At 72.7% G+C, this 12,074-nt stretch carries 14 protein-coding genes; 6 read left to right on the forward strand and 8 right to left on the reverse strand.

From position 1 onward, the window contains the following. The first annotated feature begins 111 nt into the window (after nt 1-111). Nucleotides 112-1,305, forward strand: a complete 1,194-nt coding sequence (locus ACF08F_RS33980) for an RtcB family protein (RefSeq protein WP_392302382.1) — start codon at nt 112-114, stop codon at nt 1,303-1,305. A 314-nt stretch (nt 1,306-1,619) separates the two neighbouring features. On the opposite strand, the gene ACF08F_RS33985 is transcribed toward ACF08F_RS33980, so the two are convergent. Further along, a complete protein-coding gene (locus ACF08F_RS33985; protein ID WP_392302383.1) occupies nt 1,620-2,384 on the reverse strand; it encodes an SDR family NAD(P)-dependent oxidoreductase in 765 nt (254 codons plus the stop codon). A 68-nt stretch (nt 2,385-2,452) separates the two neighbouring features. Further along, complete coding sequence (locus tag ACF08F_RS33990; protein ID WP_392302384.1) at nt 2,453-2,788, reverse strand: YnfA family protein; 336 nt, start codon at nt 2,786-2,788, stop codon at nt 2,453-2,455. Nucleotides 2,789-3,079: 291 nt separating this feature from the next. Between ACF08F_RS33990 and ACF08F_RS33995 the strand changes: the two genes are divergently transcribed. Next, on the forward strand, nt 3,080-3,466 hold the full coding sequence (locus ACF08F_RS33995) for a hypothetical protein (RefSeq protein ID WP_392302385.1): 387 nt from the start codon (nt 3,080-3,082) through the stop codon (nt 3,464-3,466). Nucleotides 3,467-3,536: 70 nt separating this feature from the next. On the opposite strand, the gene ACF08F_RS34000 is transcribed toward ACF08F_RS33995, so the two are convergent. Further along, nucleotides 3,537-4,274 (reverse strand): Mut7-C RNAse domain-containing protein, encoded by a 738-nt coding sequence (locus ACF08F_RS34000; RefSeq protein WP_392302386.1) that lies wholly within the window; start codon nt 4,272-4,274, stop codon nt 3,537-3,539. A 64-nt stretch (nt 4,275-4,338) separates the two neighbouring features. Between ACF08F_RS34000 and ACF08F_RS34005 the strand changes: the two genes are divergently transcribed. Next, complete coding sequence (locus ACF08F_RS34005) at nt 4,339-4,791, forward strand: GNAT family N-acetyltransferase (RefSeq protein WP_392302387.1); 453 nt, start codon at nt 4,339-4,341, stop codon at nt 4,789-4,791. A 76-nt stretch (nt 4,792-4,867) separates the two neighbouring features. Here the strand turns inward: ACF08F_RS34005 and ACF08F_RS34010 are convergent, their stop codons facing one another. Beyond that, entirely contained in the window at nt 4,868-5,446 is a 579-nt protein-coding gene (locus ACF08F_RS34010) for a GNAT family N-acetyltransferase (RefSeq protein ID WP_392302388.1), read from the reverse strand. 15 nt (nt 5,447-5,461) lie between these two features. Then, nucleotides 5,462-6,376 carry a DUF6597 domain-containing transcriptional factor gene (locus tag ACF08F_RS34015; protein ID WP_392302389.1) on the reverse strand — a complete coding sequence of 305 codons (915 nt, stop codon included), beginning with the start codon at nt 6,374-6,376 and terminating at the stop codon, nt 5,462-5,464. 104 nt (nt 6,377-6,480) lie between these two features. On the opposite strand from ACF08F_RS34015, the gene ACF08F_RS34020 reads away from it, so the two are divergent. After that, nucleotides 6,481-7,065 carry a TIGR03086 family metal-binding protein gene (locus ACF08F_RS34020; RefSeq protein WP_392302390.1) on the forward strand — a complete coding sequence of 195 codons (585 nt, stop codon included), beginning with the start codon at nt 6,481-6,483 and terminating at the stop codon, nt 7,063-7,065. A gap of 320 nt (nt 7,066-7,385) precedes the next feature. Here ACF08F_RS34020 and ACF08F_RS34025 read toward each other — a convergent pair whose 3' ends face one another. Next, entirely contained in the window at nt 7,386-7,634 is a 249-nt protein-coding gene (locus tag ACF08F_RS34025) for a hypothetical protein (protein ID WP_392302391.1), read from the reverse strand. Nucleotides 7,635-7,912: 278 nt separating this feature from the next. On the opposite strand from ACF08F_RS34025, the gene ACF08F_RS34030 reads away from it, so the two are divergent. After that, nucleotides 7,913-8,812 (forward strand): ABC transporter substrate-binding protein, encoded by a 900-nt coding sequence (locus tag ACF08F_RS34030; RefSeq protein WP_392302392.1) that lies wholly within the window; start codon nt 7,913-7,915, stop codon nt 8,810-8,812. 25 nt (nt 8,813-8,837) lie between these two features. Here the strand turns inward: ACF08F_RS34030 and ACF08F_RS34035 are convergent, their stop codons facing one another. Next, nucleotides 8,838-9,254 carry a MerR family transcriptional regulator gene (locus ACF08F_RS34035; protein ID WP_392302449.1) on the reverse strand — a complete coding sequence of 139 codons (417 nt, stop codon included), beginning with the start codon at nt 9,252-9,254 and terminating at the stop codon, nt 8,838-8,840. Between the two features lie 109 nt (nt 9,255-9,363). On the opposite strand from ACF08F_RS34035, the gene ACF08F_RS34040 reads away from it, so the two are divergent. Next, nucleotides 9,364-11,436, forward strand: coding sequence for an amino acid permease (locus tag ACF08F_RS34040; protein WP_392302393.1), 2,073 nt, complete (start codon nt 9,364-9,366; stop codon nt 11,434-11,436). Between the two features lie 12 nt (nt 11,437-11,448). On the opposite strand, the gene ACF08F_RS34045 is transcribed toward ACF08F_RS34040, so the two are convergent. Further along, nucleotides 11,449-12,060, reverse strand: a complete 612-nt coding sequence (locus ACF08F_RS34045; RefSeq protein ID WP_392302394.1) for a hypothetical protein — start codon at nt 12,058-12,060, stop codon at nt 11,449-11,451. Nucleotides 12,061-12,074 lie beyond the last annotated feature (14 nt).

Raw genomic sequence — 12,074 nt, forward strand, 5'->3', positions numbered from 1 at the left:
TGGACACAATGTCTATCGCACACGCAGCCGTTGATGCCGGTCCCCTGTCACCTGTACGGGCTTTGGCTCCGGTTTTTGCGTTATCAGACTTTTCGGGGGAATCGAGGAAGTATGTCGTATGTAGAGGTACCGGGGGCGAAAGTACCGATCCGGATGTGGGCCGACCCCGCCTCGGTGGAGGGCGGCGCCATGCAGCAGCTGCAGAACGTGGCGACGCTGCCCTGGATCAAGGGCCTGGCCGTGATGCCGGACGTGCACTACGGCAAGGGCGCGACGGTCGGTTCGGTGATCGCGATGCAGGGCGCGGTGTGTCCGGCGGCGGTCGGTGTGGACATCGGCTGCGGGATGTCGGCGGTCAAGACGTCACTGACGGCGAACGACCTGCCGGGCGATCTGTCACGGCTGCGGTCGAAGATCGAGCAGGCGATCCCGGTGGGGCGTGGGCTGCACCGGGAGGCGGTGGACCCGAAGAGGCTGTACCAGTTCCCGACGGCGGGGTGGGACGACTTCTGGTCGCGGTTTGACGGGGTCGCGGACGCGGTGAAGTTCCGGCGAGACCGGGCGGTTACGCAAATGGGAACCCTTGGCCAAGGGAATCATTTTGTTGAACTTTGTATCGATTCTTCGGGCTCGGTGTGGCTGATGCTGCACTCCGGATCCCGGAACATCGGGAAGGAGCTCGCCGAGTACCACATCGGCGAAGCGCGGAAGCTGCCGCACAACCAGGGGCTCGTCGATCGTGACCTGGCCGTCTTCGTCGCGGACACTCCGCAGATGGCGGCCTACCGGCACGACCTGTTCTGGGCGCAGGAGTACGCCAAGTACAACCGCGCGATCATGATGGCGCTCTTCCAGGAGGTCATGCGGAGAGAGTTCCGTAAGGCGCGAGTGACCTTCGACGCCGTCATCTCCTGCCACCACAACTACGTGGCGGAGGAGCGGTACGAGGGCGTGGACATGCTCGTCACCCGGAAGGGTGCGATCCGGGCCGGCTCGGGAGAGTTCGGGATCATCCCGGGCTCGATGGGTACGGGCTCGTACATCGTGAAGGGCCTGGGGAACGCGGCGTCGTTCAACTCCGCCTCGCACGGCGCAGGCCGGAGGATGAGCCGGAGCGCGGCGAAGAAGCGCTTCACGACGCGAGACCTGGAGGAGCAGACGCGGGGTGTGGAGTGCCGTAAGGACTCCGGCGTCGTGGACGAGATCCCGGGCGCGTACAAGCCGATCGAGCAGGTGATCGAGCAGCAGCGGGACCTGGTGGAGGTCGTCGCCAAGTTGAAGCAGGTCATCTGTGTGAAGGGCTGAGGGCGAAAAAAAGGGGGGTGCCACGTCAGTGGCACCCCGTTTTCCGCTTCGTGCTGGCCTACTGGGCGGGCATGGGCGTCTGGCCTGTGCGGAGACGCCACAGACGCATGAAGCAGCTCTGCTCGGTGCGGTCGAGCGCGGTGGCTGCGGCGGCAGGGGCCTGTTCAGCCATGGGAAGTTCTGCCTTCCGGATGGTGAGGCCCTCGGCGGGGAGTGCAATCCCTGCCGAGGGCCGTTCTGTATGGAGTTGTCTTCGACGTCAGAGCGGGTCTTCGGTCGGCGTGTGGGTGATCGAGGTCGTTCACCCGGACGTGTCAGAGCTCGCGGTGGACCTTGGTGTTGGAGGCCTGGGCGCGGGGGCGGACGACCAGGAGGTCGATGTTGACGTGCGGGGGGCGGGTGCAGGCCCAGGTGATGGTGTCGGCCACGTCGTCCGCGGTCAGGGGCTCGGCCACGCCGGCGTAGACCTTGGCGGCCTTCTCGGTGTCGCCGCGGAAGCGGGTCGTGGCGAACTCGTCCGTCTTGACCATGCCGGGGGCGATCTCGATCACGCGGACCGGGGTGCCGACGATCTCCAGGCGGAGGGTCTCGGCGAGGACGCGCGCGCCGTTCTTGGCGGCGACGTAGCCGGCGCCGCCCTCGTAGGTGGCGTGGCCCGCGGTGGAGGAGAGGACGACGACGGTGCCGTCGCCGCTCGCGGTGAGGGCCGGGAGCAGGGCCTGGGTCATGTGGAGCGTGCCGAGGACGTTGACCTCGTACATCCGGCGCCAGTCGTCGGGGTCGCCGGTGGCGACGGACTCGGCGCCGAGGGCGCCGCCGGCGTTGTTGACGAGGACCGCGAGGGTGCGGAAGGCGGTGGCGAACTCGTCGACGGCGGCGCGGTCGGTGACGTCGAGGGCGTAGGCGGTGGCCTGGTGGCCGGCGTCGTTGATCTCGGCGGCGAGTTCTTCGATGCGGTCCTTGCGGCGGGCGGTGAGGACGACGCGGTAGCCGGCGGCGGCCAGCTGCCTGGCGGTGGCGGCGCCGATGCCGCTGCTCGCTCCGGTGATGACGGCGATGGGGGTGCCGGCGGCGGTCATGGTGGCGTGCTCCTCGCGCAGGTGGTCGATTCCGTGGATCGCCCGGCCAGGATAGGGCGGGGCGGGGATCAGCGGCCGCGTGGGGCGTACATGATCACGGCCATCCCGGCGAGGCAGATCAGCGCGCCGATGACGTCCCAGCGGTCGGGGCGGTAGCCGTCGGCGGCCATGCCCCAGAGGAGCGAGCCCGCGACGAAGACCCCGCCGTAGGCGGCGAGGACGCGGCCGAACTCGGCGTCGGGCTGGAGGGTGGCGACGAGGCCGTAGACGCCGAGGGCGAGGAAGCCGGCGCCGATCCAGATCCAGCCGCGGTGCTCCCGTACGCCCTGCCAGACGAGCCATGCGCCGCCGATCTCGAAGAGGGCGGCGAGGACGAAGAGGACTGCGGAGCGGGCGATCGGCATGGGGGCAGGGTGTCAGGTCCCGGGGACACGCGGGCTGATGGGGTCTCAGGCGGGTGGATGTGATGTGGGTATTTTGTGGTTATGCGAGGAATGTCGAAGGTTGTGGTGGGGGTTGTGCTCGCGGCTTCGGTGGTGACGGGGGCAGGGGTGAGTGCCGCCGATGCCGGGGCGGGTGGTGCGGGTGCGGGTGCGGGTGCGGGTGTCGGGGTCGGTGTTCCGGTGGCCGGGGCCGATCTCGCCCCTCACGGTGTTCCGGTGGCCGGGGCCGATCTTGCCCATCCCGGTGTTCCGTTGGTCGAGGCCGATCTCGCCCATCACGGGCATGTCTCCCTGTGGGACGGGCGGGTCGGGGTCTGGCTCGTCAGCCAGAACCACGGGCCCACCGACCTCTCCCAGGCGACGGTCCGGCTCGCCTTCTCCGAGCCGATGGCGGGGGCCCAGGAGCTGCCGCCGGCCTGTCTGTGGAGCAGCGACCGTGTGGTGTCCTGCCGCACGGGCGAGCTCCGGGCCGCCGGGGCCGTCGGTGAGCTGGCGCTCGACCTGAGGACCGCCGGCCTCCCGGACGAGCTGACCGTGGAGATCACCACGGCCTGGCGGGCCGGCGCGGCCGACCGGAACCCGGGGAACGACCGGCACCGTGTGCTCGTGCTCGCGACCGGGGACCCGTACGTCTTCTAGGGCGTGTTGCGAAGGTCCCGCCTGCCCGACGGGCGGCCGGCGCTACTTTCGCAACACGCCCTAGGGTTCTCTAGTGGGCGCCCGCGCCGCCGAACTCGCGGACCGCTTCGGAGACGATCGCCTCCAGGCGGGCGTGGTGGGCGCCGCGCCAGTAGACCCGGCCGCAGTCCACGCACTCCGCGAAGACGTCGTACGTCTTCTCCGTGCCCTGCTCCAGCCGCTCGCGGACGGCGTCCTTGTCGGCGTCGGACAGCCGTCCGTTGCAGGCCGTGCAGCGGGTCCAGGGCGCCAGGGGCGGCGCGAACCGCTCCAGCACGTCGCGGAGCTGGTCGTCCGGCCGGTCGCTGTAGACGTAGGCGCCCGCCCACAGCTCCCGGCGGCGCAGCAGGCCGCGGTCGCGGGAGAGCATGACCCGCCGCTCCTCCGCGGAGCGCGTGGCCAGTGCGGGGTCGCCGATGTCCTCGCTCTCGTACGCCGCGTCGACGCCGAGCAGGCGCAGCCGGCGGGCCAGTGTGCCGAGGTGCACGTCGAGCAGGAACCGGAGCGGCGCGCCCGGCACGGGCTGGGGGCGGGTGACCGCCTCCACCTCGACCGTCTCGCCCGCGGCCGGGACGTGCGCGGGGGTCACGCTCCGGCCGTCGACGAGGAGCCGCCCCGCTTCGGTGAGCGGCACGCCGAGCGACTCCACGACGTGCCCGAGCGAGGAGACGCCGTCGGTGGTCACGGCGGTGCGTCCCGAGCGCCGCTCCGCCGAGACGAAGAGCCGCAGGCCGGGGGCGAAACTGATGATGATCTCCGGTCCGTTCACCGGGACAGGATGGCACCGGGGCTCGTGGGGGGCCAGGGAATTCGCCCTGGGGTACGGTCCCGGCATGAAGATCATCGACCTTGGGCCGGGCGATCCCCGGCTGGAGAGCGACCTCCTGCCGGTCCTCTCGGAGCTCCGCCCGCACCTCACTCCGGAGCTCTTCCGCGAGGTGTACGAGGCCGGGCACGCCGAGGGTCTGCGGTTCAGTGCCGCCTACGACGACGCCGGGCGCTGTGTCGGCGCGGCCGGCTGGCGGATCGTCAACAACACGAGCTCCCTGCGGCAGCTGTACGTCGACGACCTGGTGACCGCCGCCGCCGACCGCTCCACCGGTGTCGGCCACGAGCTCATCGCCCACCTGGACGGCCACGCCCGCGCGGCCGGCTGCCGTGAGCTGAACCTCGACTCCGGCACCCACCGCACCGGAGCCCACCGCTTCTACCTGCGCGAGCGCTTCGAGATCGCGGCCTTCCACTTCGTCCGGCCCGTCGGCGGCCCGGACGGCGACGCCTCCTAGGGCGTGTTGCGAAAGTCCCGCCGGCCGCCCGAAGGGCGGGCGGCGCTACTTTCGCAACACGCCCTAGGTCCTGTCGTCACACTCCCGCCTGCCCGGCGGGCGGACGACGGGAGTGTGACGACAGGGCCTGGCCGAGGTCCAGGCGCCAGTCGTTGCAGCGCATCGGGCGGCCCGGCGGGTACTCGAAGCCGCGCTCGCCGCGCAGGACGAAACCCGCTTTCCGGCACACCGCGTTCGACGCGGTGTTGTCCGCCGACGGGAAGGCGTGCAGGTGCCGGCGGGTGCCCGCGGCCCGGGCCTCCGCCGCCACCGCGCGCGTGGCGGCGGTCGCCACGCCCCGGCCCTGGAAGCCCGGCAGCACGGTCCACCCCGTCTCGTACACCGGCTCGCCGTCCCAGGTCTGTGCCCAGAAGCCGATGCTGCCCACGACCACGTCCTCCGGCAGCAGCCGGATCCGGAACATCCGTCCGGCGCCCGTGCCGTCGGCGCTCAGCGCCACGTACCGTCGGTGGCGGCCGGCCAGCTGCTCCTCCGTCTCCGGGCCGCCGAGGTGTTCCATCAGCTCCGGTGCGTTCAGCGCGCGCAGCAGCCCCGCGTCCTCTTCGGACCAGGGCTCCAGGCGTACGGGCGAGGTGTGCGCGGCGGTGTCGGTCATGCCCCGCACGGTAGGTCAGGGCACTGACACCGTGCGGGCGTACGCGGTCGGCGGCACCCCGATGGTCGTCGTGAAGTCCCGTACGAGGTGGGCCTGGTCGCTGTAGCCGAGCTCGGCCGCGAGGCGGGGCCAGTCCGGGGCGCCCGCCGTTCCCGTGGACTCGGCGCGCTCCAGGGCCTCGTGGATGCGGTAGCGCAGGATGACCCATTTCGGCCCGACGCCCACGTGGCCGGCGAAGAGGCGCTGGAGCGAGCGCGCCGACAGACCGGACGCCGCGGCCAGCCGGGACACCCTGCGGAGCCCCCGGTCCGTGCGGATCAGGTCCACGAGCTCCATGGCCAGCTCGGCGGCCCGGTCGGGGGCGGGGCCGTGGGCCAGGAGGAACGCGTCGAGCGCCGCCACGCGCGCGTGCTCGCCGTCGGGGGAGAGGACCGCGGGGAGTGGGCCGGGGTCGTCGGGGCGGCCGGGGTGTGCGATGACGGCTGCGGTGCCCGCGTCCTGGCCGGGCCCGGCCGTGAAGACGTCCGCGAGGGGGGTCCGGCGGCCCGTCCAGGCCGACACCGGCCACGCCGGCGCGAAGGGGCGGAAGCCGCCGGGGCGGAACTGGATCCCGCAGACCCGGCCCCGGCCGGTGAGCTTCTGCGTGAACAGGCCGAGCCCGATCCCGGCGACCTCGGCGGAGGACTCGGCCGCGTCCGGCGGTGCGTCGAGGGGGCCGTAGCGCTGGAAGACGATGTTCACCGACGGGTGCGGGACGACCCGGGTCTCGTACGGCTCCGCCAGTTTCCAGTCGATCAGCCAGTAGTGCTCCAGGTAGGGCCGCAGCTCCGGCGCCGGGGTGTGGCGGCGGAAGCGGACGCGGGCGAGCAGCTCGGCGGGGTCGACGATGCCGCGGGTGTCCCGGCGCGGGGACGGGGCGGTGGCGGACATGGTCCGCATGGTAGGGCCGTCCCCGCGCGGAGATGTCGGGGACGAGGAAGTGGGGCGGCGCGTTTCTTCAAGACCGGGGCGGCGGGTGCCCCTAGCGTCGGGGCATGACGAACGAAGCCCCGCCCCGCATCGCCGATCTGCTCCGCTCCGCCGCCGCCCACGCAGCACCCGTGGTCGGTGCCACCACCGACGACTCGCTCGGTGCGCCCACGCCCTGCTCCGAGTACGACGTGCGTGCCCTGCTGAACCACCTCTTCGCCGTCGTCGTGAACTTCCAGGCCCTCGCGGCCAAGGAGGCGGCCGACTTCTCCGAGACCCCGGACCGGCTCGCTGAGGACGGCTGGCGCGAGCGGTTCTCGCTGGAGACCGGGAAGCTGGTCGCCGCCTGGTCGGCGCCCGGCGCGGAGGAGGGGACCTCCGGGGCCATGGGGCTGCCCGCGCGGACGGTCGGGTCGATGGTCCTGCTCGATCTGACCGTGCACGTCTGGGACCTCGCTCGGGCCACCGGGCGCGGCTTCGAACCGGATCCGGCCGTGGTGGCCGGGCTGGTGGAGGAGGTGGAGCGGATGGCACCGATGGCCCGGAAGATGAACGTCTTCGGGGAGGGCGTCGACCTGCCCGAGGGGGCGACGGAGTTCGAGCGGCTGCTCGCCGTGACGGGGCGCGATCCGCGGGCCTGGGCGGTCTGATGGCCTGCGGTCCTGGGCGGTCGGGGCTTGCGCTCCTCGGCGGTCCGGGGGCTGACGGCTTACGGTCCCGGGCGTCCGGAGGCTAGGGCGTGTTGCGAAAGTCCCGCCTGCCCGACGGCGTCTGGCACGCACGCTCGCCGCGTTGTCGGGATCACCCCGATACATCCAGTATCGGGGCGACCCTCCGCCTTGCGATCGCACGCACCAGACGCCGTCGGGCCCGCCCTTCGGGCGGCCGGCGCTACTTTCGCAACACGCCCTAGGGCGTGTTGCGCGGTCCGGCGCGCCCTCCGGCCCGTGGGTCCTGCCGGTGTTCCGGGTCAGCGCAGGCGGCCCGGGGCGCCGAGGGAGAGGCGGGAGACGACCTGGCCGAAGGCGTGCTCCTCCGCGGGGGTCAGCTGCACCGACTCCTGCGGGTGCCAGACGCGAGCCAGCGGGCCGGCCGCCCGGTGGCGGCGCGCCCGGGCGCGGGACCGCAGGCCCAGCGTCAGCCACACGGCCGTCGACACGGCGAGCAGCCCGAAGAGCGTGAGGACGCGGGGGTCGGAGAACTGGTCGGGCAAGGACATGGCTCGCTCCAGGACGTGAGGGCCGTCCGTACGCGCCGCGCCCCGGCAGGTGGCGCGCGTGCACGGAGGCGCTGGTGATTCCTACTGCTTCCTCCCGACCCGTTCAGTTAACACCAACCTGGGGGACTTTCGGCAGGGGGGACCGGGACCGAAGTCCCGGCCGGGCGGCGGTGGTCGCCCGGAGCCGCCACAGGCCCTCTTGTGCGGGCCGGTGAACCGCTCCAAGGTGACGGGGCAGGCAGCAGGCAGCAGGCGGTTCGCCGGGGAGGAGCAGCCGTATGTCCGGAGCACAGCCATGGGGTTTCACGGACGACAGGGGTACGGAACCGGGGGCGGCCCGTGTGCCGGAGCGGGTCGTGGCGTACGTACGGGCCGGGGCGGCGCTGCTCGATCTGGGGGTGAGGCCGGTTGCGGTCTACGGCTCCGGGCACGACGGTCCGGGGTACGACCCGGCCAAGGCGGGCGGGCTCGAGGCGGCCGGGGTGCCGTACCTGGGCCCCGGCCGGGCGCTGGACGAGGGGGTACTGCGGGAGCTGCGGCCGGATCTGGTCGTCGACGTCACGTACGACGGGAAGAGCCCGTACGCGCTGGACGAGGCGGTCGCCGACCGGCTCGGGGTGCCGCTCGTCGCGCTGTCCGTCGGCAACGAGCTCACGCTTCCGGAGATCCTCGGCCGCTTCGGGGCGCTGGGCGCCTCGCTCCGCGCCGGGGCGCCGGTGACGGGCGACCCGTCGGCGGCGGGCCCCTCGGCGGGCCCCTCGGCGGGCCCCTCGGCGGGCTCGGCCGTGGGCCCGGCGGGTGTGGCGGAGGCCGAGGCCGTTCTGCGCGGGGTCGCCGGGCGGACCGGGCTCGCCGTCCTCGCGCTCTCCGGGGCCGGTCCCGACCAGGTCCATCTGGCCCGTCCGCAGGCCTGGCCCGAGCTGGCGCGGCTCGCGGCGCTCGGCGTCCGGCTGCTCGACCCGGGCCCGGGGCCCGGCGCGAACTGGCTGACCGCCGACTGGGGCCGGGTCGCCGAGCTCGGCCCGGACCTGATCCTCTTCGACAACCGGTTCCACGCCGTCCCGCCGTACGAGACCCCGCCCGGCACCCGGCTCGCCGCGTGGAACCCCGAGACCCCGCCGAGCCCCGCCGCCTACGCGCGGTTCTTCCGCGAGCTGGCCGAGGCCCTGGCCGCCTGAAGCCTGCCTGACCACAGGCGTGGGGTCACGCCGGGGTCGAGGACAGCCGGGTGCGGAGCGATGTGGCGAACTCCTCCGCGCGGGCCAGCTGGGTCCGCAGTTCGGTGACCCGCTCCGCGGCCGCCTGCTCGTAGCGGCGGACGCGGGTCACCAGCGCCGAGCGGTCCTCCGGCGCGAGTTCCGTGTCCGTGCCCGGCCGGTCCTCGGTCAGCCGGTCCACGGCCGTGAGCAGCTCGCGGGTCTCGTCCAGGGTGAAGCCGAGCGGCTTCATCCGGCGGATCACCATGAGCCGGGAGACGTCCGCGTCCGTGTAGAGCGGGAAGCCGCCGGGTGAGGCCGCGGAGGGCACCACCAGGCCGCTGTCCTCGTACTGGCGGATGGTGCGCAGGGACAGTTCCGTCCGTGCGGCGACCTCGCCGATCTGCATGGGTTCGCCGGCCATCCGTACTCCGCTCCGTACTCCGCTCACGCGTGACGTCCTTTCTCGTAAGGGGCTCCCGCAGGGCGCGGCATCCGCGCATTACATACCATTCGTCCTAACTTCAGCACTTATGAGAGCTGGAAGTGCGGCGAAACGCCTGCTCGTGGGACGTCCGTTGGACAGCGGACGGCTCGGTGAGACCCTGCTGCCCAAGAAGCTCGCCCTGCCGATCTTCTGCAGCGACCCGCTCTCCTCCGTCGCCTACGCGACCGAGGAGATCCTGCTGATCCTCGCCCTCGGCGGCCTCGCCGTGCTCCATCTGACCTGGTACGCGGCGGTCGGCATCGTCGTCCTGCTGCTGGTCGTCGTGGCGTCCTACCGGCAGACCTGCTACGCCTACCCGGGCGGCGGCGGGGCGTATGTCGTCTCCGCCGAGAACCTGGGGCAGACCGCCGCGCTCACCGCCGCCTCCGCCCTGCTCATCGACTACGTGATGACCGTCGCGGTGTCGGTCGTCTCGGGGGTCGCCGCGATCACCTCGGCCGTGCCCGCGCTCGACGGGCACGCGGTGGCCATGTCGGTGGGTTTTGTGGCGGTGCTGGCCTGGCTGAACCTGCGGGGGGTGCGGGAGTCGGGGCGCTGGTTCGCGATTCCCACGTATGCCTTCATCGCCGTCATCTACGTCATGTTCGCCGTGGCCGCCGTGCGCATGGCGACCGGGTCGACGATCCGCGCCGAGTCCGCCGACCTGCCCGTGAACGCCGTCTCGACCTACTCCGGGATCGCGCTGGTCTTCCTCGCCCTGCGCGCCTTCGCCTCCGGCTGTACCGCGCTGACCGGTGTCGAGGCCGTCAGCAACGGCGTCCCGGCCTTCGCCCCGCCGAAGAGCCGCAACGCGGCCATGACGCTGGCGATCATGGGGGCGCTCTCGGTGACCATGTTCTTCGGGATCACCGTGCTGGCGATGGTCTACGAGGTCCACGTCGCCGAGGACCCCACCGAGCTCGGGCTCGCCCCCGGCACCCCGATGTCCACGGCGCTGGCCCAGATCGGCCGGGCGACCTTCGGTGACTGGCACGTCCTCTTCTACGCACTCCAGGCCGTCACCGCGGGCGTCCTGATCCTGGCGGCCAACACCGCCTTCAACGGCTTCCCGATGCTCGCCTCGGTCCTCGGCCGCGACCGCTACGCGCCCCGCCAGCTCTTCCACCGCGGGGACCGGCTCGTCCACTCCAACGGCATCGTCCTCCTGGCGCTCGCCGCCGTCGCCCTGATCGTCGCCTTCGACGCGGAGCTGACCCGGCTGATCCAGCTCTACATCATCGGCGTCTTCGTCTCCTTCACCCTTTCCCAGGCCGGCATGGTCAAGCACTGGCGGCGAGAACTCGCCAGACCCGCCACGGCGGCCGGCCCGGGAGGGGCCGCCGACCGCCACAGCATCCGGCGCCGCCTCGCGATCAACGCCTTCGGCGCCTGCCTGACCGCGGTCGTCCTCGTCATCGTCCTGATCACCAAGTTCACCCACGGCGCCTGGCTCGTGGTGATCGCGATGCCGGTGCTCTTCGCCGGGATGAAGGGGGTGCGCCGGCACTACGACGCCGTCGCCGCCGAGGTCGCGGTCGACGCCGGCGCGCGGCCCCGCGCGCTGGCCGCGCACCACGTCATCGTCCTGGTCGCCTCGGTCAACGCGCCCAGCCTGCGGGCCCTGTCCTACGCGAAGACCCTGCGGCCCGCCTCCCTCACGGCCGTCACCGTCGCCGAGGACCCGGCGGAGGCGGAGGTGCTCCGCGCGACCTGGGAGGCCCATGGCATCGACGTGCCCCTGAGGGTGCTCAGCTCCCCGTACCGCTCACTCGTCCAGCCCGTCGTGCGCCACGTCCGGGAGCTGCCCGAGCGGTCGCCGGACTCGGTGGTGTCGGTCGTCATCCCCGAGTACGTGGTCGGGCACTGGTGGGAGCAGCCGCTGCACAACCAGAGCGCCCTGCGCCTGAAGACGCGGCTCCTGTTCATGAAGAACGTCGTCGTCATCGACGTGCCGTACCGGCTCGCCTCGGCCCGCGAGTTGGTCGAGCAGCAGCGGGAGCAGCGACGGCTGAGGGAGCGGGCGGAGCAGGGGAAGCCGGGGTCGCAGGGACCGCCGGGGCCGGAGGGGAAGCGGACGGGGCCGGGGGCGGAGGGGCCGCCGGGGGAGCGGGACCGGTAGGAGCCGGTCCCCTTACGGCCACACCAGACAGTACGGCTGGTGGCCCGCCTCGTGGAGGCGTACCGAGAAGTCCTGCCATTCGTGGAGCAGCTGGTAGACGTCGAAGGCGTCGCGCGGGCCGCCGCGGTCGGGGACCGTGGACCAGATGAAGGCGGCGGCGCCGACCGACTCCTCGCCGATCGCGCGCAGCGGGTCGACCACCGTCATCGGGAGCTTCACCACGGCGTAGTCCGGGTGCAGCACGACGAGCTCCAGCGGGGGCACCTTGTGCAGGGGCATGCCCTGGATGCCCGTGAGGACCATCGCCGCTATCGTCTCCGGCTTGATCTTGGTGAACATGCCGCCCATGCCGAGCTCGTCGCCGCCGAGCTCCTCCGGGCGCATCGAGATCGGGACGCGGGCCGCCGTGGCGCCGTCGGGCGCGCCGAAGTACTTGTACGTCACGCCCAACGACCGCCCGCCTCCGCTCGCGGGTGTCGATTCCCCCGGGGCGTCAGGGCTTCCCGGAGCGCCGGGCGCGCCGGGAGTCGGCCCGTCCGCCCGCCGGCGCCGGTGCCTCCCCCGCCGGGCAGACTCCGGACCCAGGTCGTCCGTCCCCTCGCCCGGTCCGCCACCGCGATGCATATCTCCACCCGACT

Origin of the sequence: Streptomyces sp. NPDC015130, assembly GCF_043080005.1 — a bacterium.
Lineage (GTDB): Bacteria > Actinomycetota > Actinomycetes > Streptomycetales > Streptomycetaceae > Streptomyces.